Origin of the sequence: uncultured Kordia sp. (assembly GCF_947496985.1) — a bacterium.
In the GTDB taxonomy this organism is placed as follows: domain Bacteria; phylum Bacteroidota; class Bacteroidia; order Flavobacteriales; family Flavobacteriaceae; genus Kordia.
Map to the genome: position 1 here is coordinate 253,756 of NZ_CANMEZ010000001.1, position 19,456 is coordinate 273,211.

General features: G+C 32.4%; 20 protein-coding genes. 11 read left to right on the forward strand and 9 right to left on the reverse strand.

Annotation, left to right across the window (positions count from 1 at the left end; genetic code table 11):
• Nucleotides 1–30 precede the first annotated feature (30 nt).
• The 4 genes from Q0828_RS01270 to Q0828_RS01285 form a co-directional block, all read right to left on the reverse strand.
• On the reverse strand, nucleotides 31–1,686 hold the full coding sequence (locus Q0828_RS01270) for a DNA mismatch repair protein MutS (protein WP_298417006.1): 1,656 nt from the start codon (nucleotides 1,684–1,686) through the stop codon (nucleotides 31–33).
• Nucleotides 1,683–1,907, reverse strand: coding sequence for a helix-turn-helix transcriptional regulator (locus Q0828_RS01275; RefSeq protein WP_298417008.1), 225 nt, complete (start codon nucleotides 1,905–1,907; stop codon nucleotides 1,683–1,685). The genes Q0828_RS01270 and Q0828_RS01275 overlap by 4 nt, the downstream gene beginning before the upstream one ends.
• A 9-nt stretch (nucleotides 1,908–1,916) precedes the next feature.
• A complete protein-coding gene (locus Q0828_RS01280; RefSeq protein ID WP_298417010.1) occupies nucleotides 1,917–2,423 on the reverse strand; it encodes a hypothetical protein in 507 nt (168 codons plus the stop codon).
• Nucleotides 2,424–2,566: 143 nt separating this feature from the next.
• Nucleotides 2,567–5,485, reverse strand: coding sequence for a class I tRNA ligase family protein (locus Q0828_RS01285; protein ID WP_298417011.1), 2,919 nt, complete (start codon nucleotides 5,483–5,485; stop codon nucleotides 2,567–2,569).
• Nucleotides 5,486–5,664: 179 nt separating this feature from the next.
• Here Q0828_RS01285 and Q0828_RS01290 point away from each other — a divergent pair, with 179 nt between their 5' ends.
• The 6 genes from Q0828_RS01290 (at nucleotide 5,665) to truB (ending at nucleotide 9,780) form a co-directional block, all read left to right on the forward strand.
• Complete coding sequence (locus Q0828_RS01290; RefSeq protein ID WP_298417012.1) at nucleotides 5,665–6,159, forward strand: hypothetical protein; 495 nt, start codon at nucleotides 5,665–5,667, stop codon at nucleotides 6,157–6,159.
• Between the two features lie 181 nt (nucleotides 6,160–6,340).
• On the forward strand, nucleotides 6,341–7,219 hold the full coding sequence (locus tag Q0828_RS01295; RefSeq protein ID WP_298417014.1) for a permease-like cell division protein FtsX: 879 nt from the start codon (nucleotides 6,341–6,343) through the stop codon (nucleotides 7,217–7,219).
• 360 nt (nucleotides 7,220–7,579) lie between these two features.
• Entirely contained in the window at nucleotides 7,580–7,939 is a 360-nt protein-coding gene (locus tag Q0828_RS01300) for a hypothetical protein (protein ID WP_298417016.1), read from the forward strand.
• A 53-nt stretch (nucleotides 7,940–7,992) separates the two neighbouring features.
• Entirely contained in the window at nucleotides 7,993–8,274 is a 282-nt protein-coding gene (locus Q0828_RS01305) for a DUF3098 domain-containing protein (protein ID WP_298417018.1), read from the forward strand.
• Nucleotides 8,275–8,277: 3 nt separating this feature from the next.
• Nucleotides 8,278–9,075, forward strand: coding sequence for an undecaprenyl-diphosphate phosphatase (locus tag Q0828_RS01310; RefSeq protein ID WP_298417019.1), 798 nt, complete (start codon nucleotides 8,278–8,280; stop codon nucleotides 9,073–9,075).
• Nucleotides 9,076–9,780 (forward strand): tRNA pseudouridine(55) synthase TruB, encoded by a 705-nt coding sequence (truB, locus tag Q0828_RS01315; RefSeq protein ID WP_298417020.1) that lies wholly within the window; start codon nucleotides 9,076–9,078, stop codon nucleotides 9,778–9,780. It abuts the gene before it with no gap.
• 130 nt (nucleotides 9,781–9,910) lie between these two features.
• Here truB and Q0828_RS01320 read toward each other — a convergent pair whose 3' ends face one another.
• Nucleotides 9,911–10,522, reverse strand: coding sequence for a thioredoxin family protein (locus Q0828_RS01320; RefSeq protein WP_298417022.1), 612 nt, complete (start codon nucleotides 10,520–10,522; stop codon nucleotides 9,911–9,913).
• A gap of 157 nt (nucleotides 10,523–10,679) precedes the next feature.
• On the opposite strand from Q0828_RS01320, the gene Q0828_RS01325 reads away from it, so the two are divergent.
• From Q0828_RS01325 to Q0828_RS01335, 3 genes are read left to right on the forward strand one after another with little or no spacing between them, the layout of a single operon-like run.
• A complete protein-coding gene (locus Q0828_RS01325) occupies nucleotides 10,680–11,261 on the forward strand; it encodes a DNA-3-methyladenine glycosylase I (protein WP_298417023.1) in 582 nt (193 codons plus the stop codon).
• Nucleotides 11,258–11,842, forward strand: a complete 585-nt coding sequence (locus Q0828_RS01330) for a hypothetical protein (protein WP_298417025.1) — start codon at nucleotides 11,258–11,260, stop codon at nucleotides 11,840–11,842. Before Q0828_RS01325 ends, Q0828_RS01330 begins: the two co-directional genes overlap by 4 nt.
• A complete protein-coding gene (locus Q0828_RS01335) occupies nucleotides 11,823–12,509 on the forward strand; it encodes a DUF2490 domain-containing protein (protein ID WP_298417027.1) in 687 nt (228 codons plus the stop codon). The genes Q0828_RS01330 and Q0828_RS01335 overlap by 20 nt, the downstream gene beginning before the upstream one ends.
• A gap of 100 nt (nucleotides 12,510–12,609) precedes the next feature.
• On the opposite strand, the gene aat is transcribed toward Q0828_RS01335, so the two are convergent.
• Together aat and Q0828_RS01345 are read right to left on the reverse strand one after the other, a co-directional pair.
• The gene (aat, locus tag Q0828_RS01340; RefSeq protein WP_298417029.1) at nucleotides 12,610–13,251 is read right to left on the reverse strand and encodes a leucyl/phenylalanyl-tRNA--protein transferase; all 642 of its coding nucleotides are present in this window, start codon (nucleotides 13,249–13,251) and stop codon (nucleotides 12,610–12,612) included.
• Between the two features lie 190 nt (nucleotides 13,252–13,441).
• Nucleotides 13,442–14,818: a TIGR00366 family protein gene (locus tag Q0828_RS01345; protein ID WP_298417031.1), complete on the reverse strand. Its 1,377-nt coding sequence runs from the start codon at nucleotides 14,816–14,818 to the stop codon at nucleotides 13,442–13,444.
• A gap of 269 nt (nucleotides 14,819–15,087) precedes the next feature.
• Between Q0828_RS01345 and Q0828_RS01350 the strand changes: the two genes are divergently transcribed.
• Complete coding sequence (locus tag Q0828_RS01350) at nucleotides 15,088–16,566, forward strand: S41 family peptidase (protein ID WP_298417033.1); 1,479 nt, start codon at nucleotides 15,088–15,090, stop codon at nucleotides 16,564–16,566.
• A 53-nt stretch (nucleotides 16,567–16,619) separates the two neighbouring features.
• Here Q0828_RS01350 and Q0828_RS01355 read toward each other — a convergent pair whose 3' ends face one another.
• Complete coding sequence (locus tag Q0828_RS01355; protein ID WP_298417035.1) at nucleotides 16,620–16,997, reverse strand: DUF3127 domain-containing protein; 378 nt, start codon at nucleotides 16,995–16,997, stop codon at nucleotides 16,620–16,622.
• Between the two features lie 5 nt (nucleotides 16,998–17,002).
• Nucleotides 17,003–17,863, reverse strand: a complete 861-nt coding sequence (locus tag Q0828_RS01360; RefSeq protein WP_298417037.1) for a flavin reductase family protein — start codon at nucleotides 17,861–17,863, stop codon at nucleotides 17,003–17,005.
• Between the two features lie 399 nt (nucleotides 17,864–18,262).
• On the opposite strand from Q0828_RS01360, the gene Q0828_RS01365 reads away from it, so the two are divergent.
• The gene (locus tag Q0828_RS01365; RefSeq protein WP_298417038.1) at nucleotides 18,263–19,441 is read left to right on the forward strand and encodes a HAMP domain-containing sensor histidine kinase; all 1,179 of its coding nucleotides are present in this window, start codon (nucleotides 18,263–18,265) and stop codon (nucleotides 19,439–19,441) included.
• Nucleotides 19,442–19,456 lie beyond the last annotated feature (15 nt).

Here is a 19,456-nt window from a genome sequence, read left to right on the forward strand (position 1 = left end):
TTCTACGACACTTAGTATTCGCTAACTATTTTACTTACTAAAGTATTTTTCCTGTGTATCTCTAGCGTCTGTTATGATTTCTTTAGGATAGTCATACAATTCTAAAATTCTAATTGCATTTTGCGTTGTTAATCTTCCCGATTTTATTTTATGATCAAAAACTAATGTTTCATTTGCAATGGTTTCACTAAAGTGGAATAATTCATAACCCGTTATTTGTAACATTTCGGTAAGTTCTATATCATGTGTAGACACAAATACAATATTCTGGTTTTCATTTAGATATGATAATATTCCTTTTCCGCCTGAAATCCGTTCAATTGTATTTGTTCCTTTAAACAATTCATCCAAAATAAATAAACAAGGAATTTCATTTATTGAAGCATCTAGTAAGGTTTTCATAGTTTGCACTTCTTCCAAATAATAGCTTGTTTTTTTTAGCAAGTCATCTGAAATACGAATAGAAGAGTATAGTTTTAGAAATGGCGCTTTGTAAGTTTTCGCAAAGCATATATGGAGTGTCTGCGCCAGCAAACTATTGATTCCAACAGTACGAATAAAAGTCGTTTTACCAGACATGTTAGAACCTGTAATTAATACGCTTTTGTCTATTATATGTAAATCATTGGCAACACATTTATCCACTAAAGGGTGCATAATTTCGGAAACTTCCATTGTTTTTGTTGTAGCAAATTCTGGAGTACAGGTTTGCAGCTCACCTGACTTAAGAGAAGCTGTTGCTATTGCTGCATCAATTTCTCCAATACGAACAAATAATGCCTTTATACTATCTTTTTCTTCCGTAATACCATCAATAAAACTATTGAATACTAAGAATTCTATATTTAAAAACACCTTAAACGATTCAATCACCATCCAAATAGCAAAGAAGTATTCATTGGTTAACAAATTGGTTTCAAAGCCTAAAAATTCAGTTTTCAATTTGATAGCATCAATCTTTTTTATAAACAAGAAGTCTTCATAATGCTTTTTAATCGCTTCATAACTTTCTAATTTTTTAGTGATTCGAAGCGCCTTTGAAAGTTGTTTTACACCGCTTAAGTAATAGTTTACATTTCGTTTATTTTTTATATGTAAATACACATTCACCATATATATTGGCGCAATACACAAGAAGAATGTAGGATTATAAAACCCTAAACAAAAAAACAGAATCGTTCCTATATTTAAACAATGTGCCAACCAGACTATTTTAGATTTTTTCACCTGTAACCCATTTAACAGGTTTTCCAAATCATAGGCACTGTGAAATCGCAATTCAGATAATAACAATTGACTTTGTATTCGAAGCGACGCATCTTTTTGAAATACCTCAACTAGCGTATCAAATTTTAGCAATACCTTTAGTGACGGAATTGTTCGCAACTTGTAGTATAAATATTGTTGCCCAACTTTGGAACAAGTTCTATCTATAAATTTAAAAAGTTCGTGCAAGTCTAAATCTGCCTGCGTTTTATCAGAAATACGATGAAAAACATTTTTTTGATCAGTATTGTTCACAAAGTATTTTGCGATTAAATCGAAGTTAAAACGTTCTTTCTTTTTTGGTTTCCCCCAATTTCCAAGCAAGCTCTTTTTTAGTTTTTCTTTCTTTTTCTTCTTCGAATAATTATTGAATAGAAAGATAAAAATCAGTATCGATACAGTTCCAAGAATCCAACTCATTGTTGTGTATGTTTTTCGTCTGATACACATTCCAAAATATCACCAGGCTGACAATCTAGTGCCATGCATATTGCGTTTAGTGTAGAAAAACGAATTGCTTTTCCTTTACTTTTTTTGAGTATTGATAAGTTTACTACAGAAATCCCTACTATTTCAGAAAGTTCTTTGAGCTGCATTTTTCGCTTTGCGAGCATTACATCTAAGTGTACAACGATAGCCATACGATTCGTTTATATGGTTAATGATTGCTGAAAAGACTTGTAAAAGTGTTGGTAGTTTGCACGATTCCTATTCCACGAATAACTTCCATAAATTGTGACACTTGTTATTTTTACAACTGAAGTTTCACTATCCTTTTCTTTGATTTCGATATACATATTTTCGCCCCAAGTCCAAAAATTTGGAGTTGTCCCAATTAGTAGTTCAGATGTTTCTACGTTTGAATCTAGCTCGTTAAATGAAGATGAAACGGAGACTTCTAACACTTTTTGAAAGAGTAGTTCTTTTGGTATATCGGATTCAAATGTTGAAATTTCTTTTTCCAGAAAGCTATTGTATTTCGATAAAAACCACGATTTATAACGAAGTTTTTTTCGTAAAAATATATTTAAAACCAACATAGAAATTGGAACAATAAACACGGACAAGGCTAAGTATATGTTTCCTGTAAAGTAGTATAATAATTTATACAATAGCAAACTACTTATTCCAATCACAAACGGTAACTTATGCTTCATTTCTTTTTTCTCAAATATAATTTATTTTCAGTATAGTTAATGAAAAAGAATAATTAATTAATGTTTATCATTAATTTCTATTTCAGTTATGATATAAAAAAACCTCGCCAAATAAGCGAGGTTTTATATATATGAAGATACGTTTATCCTACTATATTTATAATTTTCCCAGGAACTACAATCACTTTTTTAGGAGTTCTTCCGTTTAATTGTGCTTGTGTACGTTCGTCTTCTAAGATTATTTTTTCGATTTCTTCTTTTGATAAATCTAATGGCAATTCTTTTTTGAAACGCATTTTTCCATTGAATGACACAGGATATTCCTTTGAACTTTCTACCAAATGTTTTGGTTCAAATGTTGGGAATTTCGCTGTTGCGATAGATTCCGCATTTCCTAAACGCTCCCACAATTCTTCAGCAATATGCGGCGCGTACGGTGAAATTAAGATCGTTAATGGTGCTAGGATTTCTTTGCTTGCACATTTTTGTGCTGTCAATTCGTTTACACAAATCATAAAGGTACTTACCGACGTATTGAACGAGAAGTTTTCAATGTCTTCCTGCACCTTTTTAATCGTTTTGTGTAGTGTTTTTAAGTTGTCTTTCGTTGGTGCAGCATCTGTAATTTTCGATGCACCTTCTTCACCAATATACAATTTCCATAATTTCTTTAAGAATCCAAATACTCCTGAAATTCCAGCAGTATTCCAAGGTTTCGCTTGTTCTAAAGGTCCAAGGAACATTTCAAACAAACGCAAACTATCGGCTCCGTATTCTTCACAGATTTCATCAGGATTTACGACATTGTATTTTGATTTCGACATTTTTTCGACTTCGCGAGAAACTTTAAATGTTCCATCTTTTTCACAGATAAACTCTGCATCTTTAAAATCAGCACGCCAATTTTTAAAACCTTCCATGTCTAATTCATCAGAAGCATTTACTAATGAAACATCTGTATGAATTGATCTGAATTTTACATTTTTTATTTCTTCACTAGTAAACCCTTTAGCTTTAAGTAAATCATCCCTTTTCTCAAAGTGATCACTTTCAGTATCAGACTTATGGAAAATTTGAGCCGAAATAAAAACATTTGGATTACCTTTATCTTCAGAAGTTATTTCATAAACAAAAGCACTAGTTCCTAAAATCATTCCTTGGTTGATGAGTTTTTTAAACGGTTCATCAACACCGACAAAACCTCTGTCTTTTAAGAACTTTACCCAAAAACGAGCATATAATAAGTGTCCTGTTGCATGTTCGTTTCCACCAATATATAAGTCTACACTTTCCCAGTATTTTAAAGCTTCTTCACTTGCAAAGTTGTCTTCACGTAATGTTTTTTCCATGTAACGGAAGAAGTACCAAGAACTTCCTGCCCAACCTGGCATGGTGTTGAGTTCTAGTGGAAATATTGTTTCGCTGTCAATTTTATCATTACTAACAACTGTATTTGTATTGGTGTCCCAAGCCCAAACCTCAGCATTTCCTAATGGTGGTTCACCCGTTTCGGTTGGCAAGTATTTTTCAACTTCTGGCAATGCAATTGGTAAATGTTGTACATCGATCATTTGTGGCATTCCATTTACGTAGTAAACTGGAAATGGTTCTCCCCAATAACGCTGACGCGAGAATACAGCATCACGCAAACGATAGTTTATTTTTCCTTTTCCAAAACCGCGTTTTTCCATTTCGTAAATCACGGTTTTCATTGCTTTTTTGTATGATAAACCGTTTAAGAAATCAGAGTTTGCAATTTTAGTTCCTTCTTTGTCTGCATGTGCTTCTTCAGAAACATCAACACCTTCAAAGATGTTTGGAATTTCAAGTCCAAAGTGTTTTGCAAAGTCATAATCACGTTGATCTCCACATGGAACTGCCATTACGGCTCCTGTTCCGTAGCTTGCTAATACGTAATCACCAATCCAGATTTGCACTTTTTCACCTGTAAACGGATGTAATGCATATGCGCCTGTAAATACACCTGAAATGGTTTTTACATCTGCCATACGTTCGCGTTCGCTACGCTTTGAAGTTGCTTCTCTATAGGTTTCAACTGCTTCTTTTTGATCAGCTGTTATTATTTTTGCTACTAAATCGTGTTCTGGCGCAAGCGTCATAAAACTTACACCGTAAATTGTATCAGGTCGTGTTGTAAATACATCAATATTTGCATCATGCCCATCAACTTTAAAAGTCACCATTGCACCTTGCGAGCGACCAATCCAATTGGTTTGTGAGTCTTTTAGTGGTTGCGGCCAATCAATTGTATTTAAACCATCAAGTAAACGTTGTGCATATGCAGAAATTCGCATGCTCCATTGTGTCATTTTTTTACGCACTACTGGATGTCCTCCACGTTCAGAAACTCCGTTTACAATTTCGTCATTCGCCAATACGGTTCCTAAAGCTGGACACCAATTTACTTCCGTTTCGGCTAAGTATGTCAATCTATATTTTAATAGTATTTCTTGTTTTGTCTTTGCGTCGTACTGAGTCCATTCTGCGGCAGCGAAAATCTCAATATCATCATCACATATTGCTTTTACGTTTGCGTTTCCTTCTGCTTCAAATATTGAAATCAATGTATCAATATGCTCCGCTTTATCACTTTCTACATTATACCACGAATTGAAAAGTTCGATAAAAATCCACTGCGTCCATTTGTAATACGCAGGATCAGAAGTACGTACTTCTCTACTCCAATCAAAAGAGAAACCTATTTTATCTAGTTGTTCACGGTAACGAGCTACATTTGTTTTTGTGGTAATTGCAGGATGTTGACCCGTTTGAATTGCATATTGTTCTGCTGGTAACCCAAAACTATCATATCCCTGTGGATGCAATACATTGAACCCTTGATGACGCTTGTAACGTGCATAAATATCTGAAGCAATATAGCCTAATGGATGACCAACATGCAGTCCGGCTCCTGATGGATAAGGAAACATATCGAGTACGTAATATTTTGGTTTGTCTGATTGACTTTCTGCATGAAACGTTCCGTTTTCAGCCCAATATTTTTGCCATTTGGCTTCAATTTCGTTGAAATTGTACTTCATTTTGATTGTTTTTAAAGAAGCGCAAATTTAAAGGTTATTGTATGAAAGACAAAAGTTTGTTCGTTGTTTATTAGGTGTTAAGTTTTATATTTAGAAAAGGAGTCATGAATGTTTTTTGTTTCTTTGCTTTTAGGTGACACAAAAACCTCACTCCTATTTAAACAGCGTATAAAAGGGACATGAAATCTTTTAAGAAAGTAAATGCTTTAGTTAATTTTACGGAGCAAGAGTTTAGTGATGGATTCTATTTTGCATGGGAAAATGAACTTGGACAACAGTTTGCTGATTTGATTGACGTAATACAGGAAGAAGATTGGTTATATTTTGAATCTATTATAACTACAATTCCTTCCAAAAGCCTTTCTGACATTGGTTATTTTTTATTTCTAGAACCTATTTTTCACAAGCTCGATTATTTGGATGCTAAAAGAATACTTTGCTTATGTTTTATACATTGCAATGATGAAGATTCCTATGATTTATCGAATGATGTAAGTGTAGAGTTAGGAACGTATGTTGATCTTGAACTTTCTTTTTTAGAAAAAGTATTACAGCGTTTCCTTGAATTATTAGACTATACTACTTCTATGAAACCTAATCGAGATATTTCAAACTTAGAAAGGAATATTAGCTTTCTTAACGAAAAAATTAAAAATACTCGTATCAACCATTAGGTATATTAAAAACACAAAAACTTATGACAGAGAACAATTAAATTGAACTTATTGTGTTTTTATTTTAAGTGTCTTTGTTCTAAAAATAGCGAAAGAAAATGGAGCAGAGTCGAAGTTTTAATTTAAAATTCACCTTTTATAATTTTATAATTTATAGTTTTACATATCTAATGCATTATTTATGAGTTCTTCTTTTGAAAAGTATCAAAAAAACCGATTGATTTCTTCGTATTTCTCAGTTGTATTGAGCACGACGCTTGTACTTTTTTTACTTGGGATTTTAGGTTTATTGGTATTAAATACTAAGAAAGTAGCTGATTATTATAAAGAAAAGATAGCCCTGACTGTGTATTTGAAAGATAGTGCCAAAGATGTTGAGATTAAACAGTTACAAAAAACATTAGCTTTAGCGGAATATACAAAATCTGCAGATTTTGTATCGAAAGAAGCAGCTGCGGCTAATTTAACCGAAGATATCGGAGAAGATTTCGTGCAGTATTTAGGTGAGAATCCGCTATTGAATTCGTTAGATGTGTATATGAATGCACAGTTTGTTTCGGCCGAGCAATTAGAAACGATTGCTGCTGAGATTTCAGAAAAGAATTTTGTTTCAGAAGTTTCGTTTGACAAACCACTTGTTTCTAAATTGAATGCTAATATTAAACGTATTGGACTCGGTATTTTGATTACCTGTATCTTCTTTGCACTTATTGCCGCGTTATTGATTAATAGTTCTATCCGTTTGTCTGTATATGCAAAACGTTTTACTATTAAAACGATGCAAATGGTTGGTGCTACAAAGAGTTTTATTCGTAGGCCTTTTATTTGGAATGGTATAAAAATGGGCATTATTGCTGCAATTTTAGCTTTGGCAGGAATGGCTGGTGTATTGTATTATGTAAATAAATCCTTGCCACAATTACAACTTGCCAATGATAAAATTTTGATAGGATCTGTATTTGCTGGAATCTTCCTGATTGGTGTTTTGATTACTTGGATTAGTAGTTTCTTTGCTACACAACGTTTCTTGAACTTAAGAACAGATCAATTGTACTATTAAGATGAAAAAAATTATTCTTCCAATTATTTTAATCGTTGCCAGTGTTATTTTAATTATTGTCAACATTGTATCTTCCGAAGCATATGATCGTGGATTTTGGATGCGAAATTTATCAAGTATATTATTGATTTTTGCAATGATTTTAACCATTAGAAGTCAAAAAAGAAAATAGAAAATACCCGTATTCTCGAGTGCAATCTAACTTCCTTTGAATCAAAATATTAACAGCTTTTAACCTTTTGTTGTAAAATATTTAGCAGAATATTGAGTTATATTTACATCAACAAATCCAAACCCATAATTTATGATGAAAATATTTACGTGATAATTATACTGTTTAATTTTAAAAAACTATAAACGATGAAACGACTCACATTTATATTTTTAGGCATAGCATTAGTTGTATTTTTAGCATATTCATTCAAGCCAGTAACCTCGGTAAAATCGGATGATTGTGTGCTAATTTCTGGCAAAATAGTTTCTATTGAACAAGGAACTTCTAATGATATTCAAATTCGATTAGAAAACGATAGCCATTATTACTATATCAATAGAGGTATACAAAAAGGCGTAAATTTAGCGCAATTAAGTTCAAAAGTTTTAAATAAAACCGTTACTTTGTACTGCCCAAACCGATGGACATTAGTAAGTCCAGATGGTATTGTTCCACATATTTCTAGATTGGAAAAAGGAACAACTATTGTGTATAGCGAGTTTTAAAAATACTTTTATGACTTTCTACATTCGGATGGGAATTGTAAATTAGAACGTACATGAAAAAAAAGAAGTCAGAAAGTAGCAAAAAATCTACACCACAACATACACCGCAACCAAAACAAGGGTTTGTTTTTGGAAAGAAAAACTATCTCTTTATGTTTATTGGACTCGCTGTGATTGCTTTAGGATTTATCCTAATGTCTGGTGGTGGAAGCGACGATCCAAATGTATTCAATGAAGCTGTTTACAATGCACAACGAATTCACTTAGCACCAATGCTGGTAATTGCTGGTTTTACCATTGAAGTATATGCCATATTGTTGAATCCGAATTCCTAGTTCATGGATGTAATTAATGCAATTATCCTTGGCATTATTCAAGGATTAACAGAATTTCTTCCCGTTTCTTCTAGCGGACACATTGAATTAGGAAAAGCTATTTTAGGTGTTGAACTCAAAGAAGATTTACTTTTTACAGTTGTTGTACACTTTGCAACTGCATTAAGTACCATTGTAATTTTCAGAAAGGATATTTTAGAGTTACTTAAAGGAATACTTCAATTTAAATGGAATGACGATTTCAAATTTGCTTTAAAAATCATCATTTCGATGATTCCAGCTGCTTTAGTTGGTGTTTTATTAGAAGATCAATTGAAAGCTTTATTTAAAGGAAATATTCTACTAGTTGGCTTCATGCTTATAATTACTGCGATATTATTGTATTTAGCCGATAAAGCAAAAAATACAAAAAAAGACGTTAGTTATTCCAATGCTGCCATTATTGGAATTGCACAAGCAATAGCCATGTTGCCTGGAATTTCACGTTCTGGAGCTACAATTTCAACATCTGTTTTACTCGGAAATGACAAAACAAAAGCAGCTCGTTTTTCGTTTTTAATGGTAGTCCCGTTGATTTTTGGTAAAATTGGAAAAGATATTTTTAGTGGAGAGCTTGCACTAGAAAGTTCTCAAATTGTTCCACTTTCTGCTGGATTTATAGCTGCATTTATTGCCGGATTATTTGCCTGTACATGGATGATAAATTTGGTAAAGAAAAGCAAGCTAAGTTATTTCTCAATATACTGTTTGGTTGTCGGATTGATCGCAATTGGATATGTAGGATATGATACTTATTTCTAAATGAAAACGCTCGAAGAATACCAAGCTGGACAAACGCTACTGATTGACAAACCTTTGAACTGGACTTCATTCCAAGCAGTTAATAAAGTAAAATGGGCATTAAAATCTACTTTTAAAGTTAAGAAGTTAAAGGTTGGACATGCAGGAACTTTAGATCCGTTAGCTACTGGATTATTAGTCATTTGTGTTGGAAAAAACACAAAGAAAATATCTCAATTTCAAGGTCAGGTTAAAGAATATACAGGAACAATTACAGTTGGCGGCACAACAGCTTCGTACGATTTGGAAAGTGAAATTAATGAAACATTTCCAACAGTTCACATTACGGATGAAATGATCCAAGAAGCCACAAAACAGTTTTTAGGTGAAATTGATCAAGTTCCTCCGATATTTTCAGCTTTAAAAAAAGATGGAAAACGATTGTACGAATTGGCTCGTGCTGGCGAAGAAGTAGAAGTTCCATCTAGAAAAATAACAATTAACGAATTTGAAATTACCCGAATTGCACTTCCTGAAATTGATTTTAGAGTGGTTTGTAGCAAAGGAACTTATATTCGTTCTTTAGCACACGACTTTGGAAAAGCATTGAGTTCTGGTGCGCATTTATCCACATTACGTCGTACAAAAATTGGTGATTTTGATGTAAAAGATGGCATTTCTCCTGAAGCTTTCGGTGATAGTCTTCGAGTGAGTAGTGAGAATTGAGACGTTAGTATTGAGAGTTTGTATGTCTTACGTAAACAAAAATCTATAGTTTTTAAACTCTCTAGCAACAAAAAAGGATCAAACCATTTTATAACAGTTCAATCCTTTAATCTTTTATTTTCTAATCTAATTATACCAATTTCAACAAATCGCTTACTGTGTTCTGTCCTTTATCTTTATTATACCAAACCTGTAAATCTTGTTTAAATTCAGGTGTTAACTTACCATGTACAGCTTTATAATCATTTACCAACTTTGTTGCTTTTGAAGGTCTTGGTCCCCAATCTCCTAAAACATTTCCAGAAGCATTATCAATTGCAATTAATTTCGGAATTGACTTTCCTCCATTGGTTAAAAACTCATTCATCAACGCTTCATTTTCGTCTCTCATTACAACTTTTAGGGTAATGTTTTCATTCAACTCTGCAACTTTATGAATCACTGGCATTGTTTGTGCAGCATCACCACACCAACTTTCTGTCAATACCAACCAAGTAACATTACCATTATACGCTGTAATTTCAGCAACAGCTTCTTCTGTTAACTTCGTTGTTTTGTCCAAACGCTTCATACGCTTGTCATTCAACATTGAATAATTTGATAATGCTTCGGTTTGTAACTCACCTGTCGATTTTCCTTCGGCTACTAAATTTTGCACTAAAGTTCTATATTCAGGGTATGAAATTGCTTTCTGTAGACTTTCGTCTATTATATTTTTTATCTGTGTATCTGTAGTTGTCATTTGCTATCGTTTTACTCAAAATCAGTCGCTATTTTCTAAAAAACTTACGAAAGTGAATTTTGAATTCTTTGTTCTCAATATTTAACGTTGTAAATTTACAAAACGAATCAAAGACATTTTATGATGTTTGTCATGAAATTATTTTACTCAGAAAATTATGGAATTTTTAGATAAAAAAAGATGTACGTGGTGCGGAGACGATCCTTTATATGTAGCATATCACGATGAAGAATGGGGCGTTCCTGTACGAGATGATGACACTTTGTTTGAATTCTTAATTTTAGAGACGTTTCAAGCTGGTTTAAGTTGGATTACAATTCTGCGAAAGCGTGAAAATTTTAGAAAAGCATTTGATAATTTTGATTATAAAAAGATTGCCAACTACGACGACGAAAAGTACAATAGTTTATTACAAGATGCTGGTATTATTCGAAATAAACTAAAGATAAAAGCGACCATTACCAACGCACAAGCATTTATGAAGATTCAAGAAGAATTTGGAAGTTTTTCAGACTATATCTGGAAATTTACCGATGGAAAACAAATTCAAAATGTATTTGCAAATAGGCAAGATGTTCCTGCAACTACAGAATTGTCAGATGCATTGAGTAAAGATTTAAAAAAGAGAGGTTTTAAATTTGTTGGCTCTACCGTTATTTACGCACACATGCAAGCCACAGGAATGGTAAACGATCATACGATAGATTGTTTTCGTTATAAAGAAGTTCAGAAATTATGAGATCATTTTTTGTAATACTATTATTGGGTTGTTCACTGTTTTGTAGTGCGCAAAATTCGTTTAAACACGAAAAAGAAGAACGCATTCAAAAGACTAATTTCCCTCAAAACGCTATAGAGTTTTTAGAAAACAACCTACCTAAAAAGATTAAAAAAGTAAAGTATTATAGAGAGCAAGATAGTTTAAAATCGAGTTACGAAATAAAGCTTAAATACAAAGGAAGAAAATATAGTATTGAGTTTAGTAAACAAGGAATTTTAGAAGATGTTGAAATTACCATTAAAGCAAAAAGCATCAAACCAAAAACACTGGAAAAGATTAAAAAACATATGTATAACGCATATTCATCTTTTCGATTGAAAAAAATTCAGCGACAATATCAGAACGAAAATTCAAAGCCCAAAAAAGTACTTAAAGATGCTTTTTCAGGGAATACCAAAGAAAACTTCTCTTATGAAATCATTGCCGAAGTGAAGAAAGACAAGAAACGTTTTTTTATTGAAATTACATTTAATAAAGATGGCAACTTTAAACAGGTAAGAACTATTATTCAAAGCTCGTATGATCACATCTTATATTAGATTTTTTGTTGCTTTCGCGATAATTCTCTGTTCATATTCAGCCAATTCGCAAAACGATTTTACCACTTTTTTCGAACCACTTTTTGCCGTAAATCATACTGTAAATGATGCTTATAAAGTGAATTTCGCAACAAAAGCGAGAAATTATATCTATCGAGATGATGAATTTGAGTTCACCATGCGACAGTTTGAATTTATTCACTTTTCAACTTATAGTTTTAATTCAAATCATAGTATAAGTGCAGGAATTATGTATCGTTTTCGTGAAAATTTTGAAGACAAAAGCAATGAACTTCGCTTAACACAACAATATAATTATGCATATCGACCAAATATTGTAAGATTTGGACATAGATTACGATCTGAACAACGTATTACAACAAACAAAACCATACATCGTTTTCGCTATAGATTTACAATCGATTTTCCTTTACAAGGAGAAAAGTTGGATGTTGGTGAACCTTATTTAGTTACCAATTTTGAATCATTACTAAGTGTTGCAAAACCAGATATTCCACAAATTGATCAACGTTTTACAACACAAATTGGTTGGCAATGGACAAAAAACCTAAAGTTTCAAACTGGTCTGGAATACCGTTTTGAAGATTATACGAATGACACTAATGAAATTTTGTTTATATTAACTTCTGTAATTTTGAAGATATAAAAAGTAAATCACTCTGCTTTTAGCTATTATATTTTTAAAACTATATAATACTGAATTTGAAGATTAACACAACGTTTGAATCTATGAATTTTTCATTTTTTTAATCTCCATTCTCCAAATACGACAAAAATACTTCTCGCGGAATTTCATATGCACCTAAACTTGCCAAATGATCTGTATACATTTGGCAATCGATGAGTTGGTAACCATTTTTTTTCAATTGTTCTACCAAATGAATAAAACCGTATTTACTTGCGTTACTGACTTTGCTAAACATACTTTCACCGCAAAATATATGTCCTAAATCAATTCCGTAAATACCACCAACGAGTTTTTCATCTTGCCAAACCTCTACAGAAACTGCATATTTTAGTTTATATAACTCGATGTACGCTTCTTTCATTTCTTCGGTAATCCAAGTATCATCTTGTCCCGGCCTATACATTTTGGCGCAAGCATCAATTACTTCTGAAAAAGCTTGATTGTACGTAACTTTAAAAGCATTTTTTCGCAGTAATTGCTTCATGCTTTTAGATACTTTTAAATCCTCTGGAAACAATACCATTCTCGGATCAGGAGACCACCAAACAATGGGTTCATCATCACTGAACCAAGGAAAAATTCCACTTTTATATGCTAATATTAATCGTTCAGGAGACAAATCGCCGCCAATCGCCAAAAAGCCTTCAGGAGAAGTTTCTTCTACAGGTGGAAATATCAGTTCTTCTGTTAAAATGTACATGTTTTGTTTTTAAATTGGGTACTATCTTTTAGAAAAGCACACATAAATCTTTGATTTTTAGTAATTTTTCACCAATTTTGTGATAATCTTAACATTTCTAAAAAATTTATTTCATCATTTGCTTTTTGAATTAGTACGTTAAGGTTAAAGCCTAAAACCACAATATTAAGTCCCGTTTTCGGGACTTTTTTTATATTATTAATAAGCCTAAAATATACACGCAAGAGCCTATTAACATTAAAATAATGGTGTATGGTAATATCTCTTTTGCTTTTAATCGTGTAATTCCTAAAAGTGGTAATGCCCAAAATGGTTGTAACATATTTGTAATTTGATCTCCATACGCCAATGCCATAATTGCTTTTGGTAATGGAACCCCCAATTTTAAAGCGGATTCAATAACAATTGGACCTTGTATTGCCCATTGTCCGCCGCCGCTTGGCACAAATATATTTACCAATCCTGCACTAAAAAAAGTATAAATTGGTAAGGTTGTAATCGTTGCAACTGATACGAATGAATCAGAAATCATTCCGACCATTCCAGAGCTTTTCATAATTCCCATAATTCCGAAATAGAGTGGAAATTGTATTAAAATTCCCGAAGTTCCTTTGATGGCTTCTTCTACAGCGTTTAAAAAACTTTTGAAATTCCCGTGTAAAATGATTGCTAAACCTAACATTAGAAAGTTGAGCATGTTTGGCGAAAGCGAATCTAATCTATTTCCGTATTGAATGAAAAATACAAATAGTACTAAAATTCCAAACGGAATTGCGAACCAAAAAGAGTAATCGAGTTTTTCTGCTCCGGCTAGTGTTTCTTTCTTTATTGTTTCAAATTCATAGTTTGGCAAATTGAGTTCGGTAGCTTTTGTTTTTTTTGAAATTATACTTAATACCAAAGGAATGATTATTAATAGAACACCAAATAAGAGTAAATTCCACCAACTGAATATAGTCTGTGTAGACTGAATCATTTCTGGAATTTGCGCCATTACATTCGCATCTAACATTCCACTCATCAATCCTTTTAAATGTCCTAATTCAGCAGCTTTTGAAGGCGCCGAACCACTGATTCCGCCATGCCAAACCATTAATCCAACATAACCTGCAGCACCAACTAACGGATAATTAATTGGAATTTGGTGTTTCTGAGCATGTTCTCCAACTTTTCTTGCTAAAATAGCTCCAAAAATTAAACCCAATCCCCAATTAAAAAAAGCAACTAACATTGTTGTTACACTTACTAAAATCACTGCATTCGTAGTATTTGTAACCGATTTTGTGATTTTTAAAATAATTTTATTGACGGGTTTACTTAATACTAATACATGTCCTAAAACCAAAATCAACATCATTTGATAAGCAAAAACGAGTAAGCCTGAATTCCAAATTCCATCTTCCCAATACGATAATACTTGTACAAAATGTGCTCCTGTAGTTGATGTTTCTGGTATTGTAAAAAATGTTGCTAATACAATTGTTAGCAATGTCAATAAAACAGCGATCGTAAAAGGTGAAGGTAAATAACGCTTAAAGAGCGTTTCGATGGCTTTGGTGATTTGCATTGATTGGTTTTTGTGGTGAATTTACGAAATTATGCTTTCTTTTCGTCTTCACTAAATGTGCTTAGTTTTGATACAAAAAAATTGCATTTCATTTTAGACTCTCAACATTAACTCTCAATTAACTTAAAAAACCATAAACCACTACCCTTAAGCACTTTAACTATTAAGTTTTATTTTTAAGCTCAATTCACATTAACCGCTCTTTAACCAACGCTTAACCAAGTATCTGATTTTTAAACATCAATTTTGTATGTATAAAATTTGACGTTATGAAACACCTAATACTTTTCTCAATTATTCTTTTATTGGTTTCCTGTGCATCAGAGAATGAAGAAGCTGCGAACAATCAATCTGATATACTTACTCAAAAAGAAATGTTGGAAGATTATGAGCTCTTTAGCAATATTTATAGAAATGCTAATTCTGGACTTTACAAGTATCACACCAAAACAGAAATAGACAGCGTTTTTTCTTCCAATAGAAAACGTATTACGAAGAAATTTTCGTATCGAAATTTTTATAATACATTGTGGAATGTGATCGATTATACAGGTAGTTGTCATAATAATTTACACTATCCTGACTCTTTAGACAAGGAACTAAGTAAACAAAAAATATTCTTTCCAATACCATTAAAATATATTGATGATAAACTCTATACAAATATAGATTATAAAGGAATTCCTCTTGGCAGCGAAATCATTAGCGTTAATAACATTCCTGTGGATGAATTTTCGAAACGTGTTGCAAGGTATGTAAGTACAGATGGTTTTAATACTACAGGAAAGTATGCGAATATTGAAACCGATTGGCTGCCGTTTTATATATACTTGGCATTCGGAGAACAAAATAGTTTTAATCTAAAATATAAGTTGAAGAATACGGAGAACACTCAAGACGCTAATATTCGTAGTGTTGCATATAGTGCTTTTTACAGAAATTATAAAAATCGATTTTCAAAAACTTATGAAGAACGAAAAAGTAAAGACTACAGCTATACATATGTGGATAGTATTCATACTGGAATTTTGGAAATAACAACCTTTGCTCTTGGTGGACCAAAATCTGAAGGTCATCAGAAATACACAAAGTTTTTAGATTCTGTTTTTAACAGCTTACAAACGCAAAACACCCCAAATTTAATTGTAGATATTCGTGGAAATGGCGGCGGAAATGATCCTAATGACCTGCTTTTGTATTCATATTTAACAAAAAGAACATTTAGAGAAAATACAAGTGCTTTTACATTATTCCAAAAAATTCCAAATAAAGAATATTATATAGATGATGATATTCAAGAATTAGCGGAGGAATTAGAAGAAGAACATTCAATTTTAAAAGCTGGAAAGTATTATCAAAACACTACTTTTAATAAAGTTTGGAATCCAACTAAAAATGCTTTTTATGGAAATATAATAGTGCTAATTGATCCTTTTGTAGCTTCGGCTGGTTCTTTGTTTGCGAGTCTACTAAAGAGTGATGAAAATACAATTCTAATTGGCGAAGAAACCTTGGGTGGATATTATGGACATACAGGCCATATTCCTGTAACGTATCAATTACCAAATTCTAAATTAGAGCTAACTTTTTCCATCGTAGATTTAGAGCAAGATGTAAAACAGTTGTCAGATCAACAATACGGAGATGGAGTTAAACCAGATATTAGAGTTGTACAAACGTATCACGATTTTTTAAATCATAAGGATACACAACTACATGTTGCTATTCAAAAACTAAAATCGTATTAAATAAAAAAACCTCTTGAATACGATTCAAGAGGTTTTTTTATATGTTATAATTTCTAAAAAGGTAAATCGTCGTGATCTTCTTCTTTGAAATCATTTGCTGGTTCAAATGCATCTGCTGGTGGCACTGGAGGCATTCCTGCTGCAGGCGCTTCTTGCTGAGCTCCTTCAATTCTCCAACCTTGAATAGAGTTGAAATATTTAGTTTCTCCTTGTGGATTAACCCATTCTCTACCACGTAAGTTGATGCTAATTTTTACAGGTTGTCCAACTTGAAAATTGTTTAATAAATCTGTTTTGTCTTGTACAAATTCCACCATAATGTGTTGTGGATATTGTTCTTCTGTTGTTACCACAACTTCACGCTTTCTAAACCCATTGTTCCCAAACGTCTGAGTTTCTCCAATCATTTTTATTTTTCCTTGTACTTCCATGTTATTTATTTTACTAATAATATTTTCCAAGCAGTTTTCACATCTCCTTTTGTTAAAAACTCTTGTGCTGTTTTATGATTTGTTTCTTTGTTTTCTGAAATTGTAATTTCAGTTGTCTTTTTAAATTCTTGTATTTCCGTTTCCGTAGGTAATTGCTCTACATTTCCTAAAATTCCAAGATCGTTTCCTGTTAGAACTTTACTCATACGAATATGTTCTGGAATTTGGTCAACACCAATTCCCAAGGTAGCAATTGGCTTTGGAATTTCAAAAAAACCATCACGTGCTCTACTGTAATAACTTCCTCCTGCGCGGGCAACTAAATCAATTTTATAATGATCAATAGTTCCACGATCGTTTAAAACGTCTTCATTAATGTGTAGTTTAACAACTTCACAGATGATTAAGTTTCCTGCGCCACCTTCATTTCCTAAATGTACAACTTCATTCACTTTGCATTCAAATTGTACAGGAGATTCAGCTACGCGAAACGGTTTTACTATGTCAGAAGGCAACATTGTCAACCCAGCCTTTTCAAACTCGTTTACACCTTCGGCATATTCCGTACTACTCAGCGACATTTGTTGTACGATAGCATGATTTACTACATTAATTACCACTTCTTTGGTCGCCATTGCGTTTTCAAGCGTATGTTTTGTTGTATTGTTACGAACTCTTCGCGCAGGCGAGAAAATCATAATTGGCGGATTGGCACTAAATACATTGAAAAAACTATACGGAGATAGGTTTGGATTTCCTTCTGCATCAACAGTACTTGCAAATGCTATTGGTCTTGGTGCAACTGCTCCTAGCAGATAGCCATGAAGTTTGGCTGTTGGAATTTCTTTTGGATCAATTGATACCATTTTCAATGTTTTTGAGTGGCACAAAATTAGTGTAAAAAAGCGGAGGAAGCAACTATATTTATTTTTGACATAAATGCGTCATTACTTACTTTCTAAGGAAGCTAAATACTACTTAATTATACTTTATAATTATTATTGAAGAATTATCAACTATGAACTTTTTTAATTATGATTAAAAACATTTTTCACAAACTGATGACATTAAAAAATTGACAAAAACTGAGCACTTTAATATTTTGGGTGGAGTTAACTACAGATTAATCTGCAAAAATGGAGAAGCTTAAGATAATATCTTAAGTAACTTTCATTCCGCTAATCTTAGATGATCTTTCTACATATTACTAATCAAACAATAAAACTCCTTCTTTTCGTTTATATTAGTACTTTCAAAATGTTTTTATGATTTTTAAAAATAAACCTGTTTTTATCCGTTGGATTCTTATTCTAACGTCTTTTGCGATTGTTTCAGGAATTTTATGGAATACCTATATCTTTTTTCAAGAATTCAAAAAAGATGAACGAATTAAAATGGAAATTTGGGCAGAAGCTATCGCTGAGATAAGCTCTGGTCAAGATATTGATGTAGAAATAAGTAATCTTCCTTTAAACATCATTACAAAAGCCCAAGAATATACAAACCCTATCATTACCAAAACAATTAAGGGAGAAATTGATGCTATAAATATTGATAGTATAAAGATAAAAGATGCTGCTTATATTGATAAAACGATTCTTAAACTTTCAAAAGAGAATCAACCTATCATTCTTAAGTATTATGATAAAGGTTTGAAAAAATATATCCAAACAGGAACTGTTTACTACGGAAACTCAGAAACACTGAACAAACTCAAATATTATCCACTAGCTTTACTGCTAATTATTTTGTTGTTTGCGGCTGTTGCGTATTTCTTTTTTAGTGCTACAAAAGCTTCTGAACAGAACAAGTTATGGGCAGGAATGGCAAAAGAAACCGCCCATCAAATTGGAACTCCATTATCCTCATTAGTTGGTTGGACCGAAATTTTGAAGACCGAAAATGTCGATCCTGAATATATCATGGAGATTGAGAAAGATATTGATCGTCTACAAACAATTACAGAGCGCTTTTCTAAGATTGGTTCTATTCCAACTTTGAAACGTTTGGATATTGTACAAGAAACTAAAGACTCCTATAATTATTTACTAACACGCTCTTCTAAGCTTATTAACTTTACAATAGAAGCTCCTGAGACTCCTATTTATAGTGAAATTAATGCACAATTATATAGCTGGACGATTGAAAATATGGTTAAAAATGCCATAGATGCAATGAAAGGAAAAGGTGATCTAAAATTAGAAATTATTCCTGCAGATACATATGTAAAGATTCTAATTACTGATAACGGAAAAGGGATTCCGAAACGAAATTTCAAAAAGGTTTTCCAGCCAGGATTTACGAGTAAAAAACGCGGTTGGGGATTAGGTTTATCACTAGCAAAGCGTATTGTTGAGAATTATCATAATGGTAAAGTGAAAGTGCTAAAATCAGAGCTAGGAAAAGGAACTACCATGCAAATTTCGTTGAAAACAGTTGTGTAGTTTGATGTTTAAAAC

Excerpts from the sequence above, each read along its gene's own strand:
- Q0828_RS01270 (WP_298417006.1), bottom strand. The coding sequence starts at position 1,686 with ATGAGTTGGATTCTTGGAACTGTATCGATACTGATTTTTATCTTTCTA.
- Q0828_RS01275 (WP_298417008.1), bottom strand. The coding sequence starts at position 1,907 with ATGGCTATCGTTGTACACTTAGATGTAATGCTCGCAAAGCGAAAAATG.
- Q0828_RS01280 (WP_298417010.1), bottom strand. The coding sequence starts at position 2,423 with ATGAAGCATAAGTTACCGTTTGTGATTGGAATAAGTAGTTTGCTATTG.
- Q0828_RS01285 (WP_298417011.1), bottom strand. The coding sequence starts at position 5,485 with ATGAAGTACAATTTCAACGAAATTGAAGCCAAATGGCAAAAATATTGG.
- Q0828_RS01290 (WP_298417012.1), top strand. The coding sequence starts at position 5,665 with ATGAAATCTTTTAAGAAAGTAAATGCTTTAGTTAATTTTACGGAGCAA.
- Q0828_RS01295 (WP_298417014.1), top strand. The coding sequence starts at position 6,341 with ATGAGTTCTTCTTTTGAAAAGTATCAAAAAAACCGATTGATTTCTTCG.
- Q0828_RS01300 (WP_298417016.1), top strand. The coding sequence starts at position 7,580 with ATGAAACGACTCACATTTATATTTTTAGGCATAGCATTAGTTGTATTT.
- Q0828_RS01305 (WP_298417018.1), top strand. The coding sequence starts at position 7,993 with ATGAAAAAAAAGAAGTCAGAAAGTAGCAAAAAATCTACACCACAACAT.
- Q0828_RS01310 (WP_298417019.1), top strand. The coding sequence starts at position 8,278 with ATGGATGTAATTAATGCAATTATCCTTGGCATTATTCAAGGATTAACA.
- truB (WP_298417020.1), top strand. The coding sequence starts at position 9,076 with ATGAAAACGCTCGAAGAATACCAAGCTGGACAAACGCTACTGATTGAC.
- Q0828_RS01320 (WP_298417022.1), bottom strand. The coding sequence starts at position 10,522 with ATGACAACTACAGATACACAGATAAAAAATATAATAGACGAAAGTCTA.
- Q0828_RS01325 (WP_298417023.1), top strand. The coding sequence starts at position 10,680 with ATGGAATTTTTAGATAAAAAAAGATGTACGTGGTGCGGAGACGATCCT.
- Q0828_RS01330 (WP_298417025.1), top strand. The coding sequence starts at position 11,258 with ATGAGATCATTTTTTGTAATACTATTATTGGGTTGTTCACTGTTTTGT.
- Q0828_RS01335 (WP_298417027.1), top strand. The coding sequence starts at position 11,823 with ATGATCACATCTTATATTAGATTTTTTGTTGCTTTCGCGATAATTCTC.
- aat (WP_298417029.1), bottom strand. The coding sequence starts at position 13,251 with ATGTACATTTTAACAGAAGAACTGATATTTCCACCTGTAGAAGAAACT.
- Q0828_RS01345 (WP_298417031.1), bottom strand. The coding sequence starts at position 14,818 with ATGCAAATCACCAAAGCCATCGAAACGCTCTTTAAGCGTTATTTACCT.
- Q0828_RS01350 (WP_298417033.1), top strand. The coding sequence starts at position 15,088 with ATGAAACACCTAATACTTTTCTCAATTATTCTTTTATTGGTTTCCTGT.
- Q0828_RS01355 (WP_298417035.1), bottom strand. The coding sequence starts at position 16,997 with ATGGAAGTACAAGGAAAAATAAAAATGATTGGAGAAACTCAGACGTTT.
- Q0828_RS01360 (WP_298417037.1), bottom strand. The coding sequence starts at position 17,863 with ATGGTATCAATTGATCCAAAAGAAATTCCAACAGCCAAACTTCATGGC.
- Q0828_RS01365 (WP_298417038.1), top strand. The coding sequence starts at position 18,263 with ATGATTTTTAAAAATAAACCTGTTTTTATCCGTTGGATTCTTATTCTA.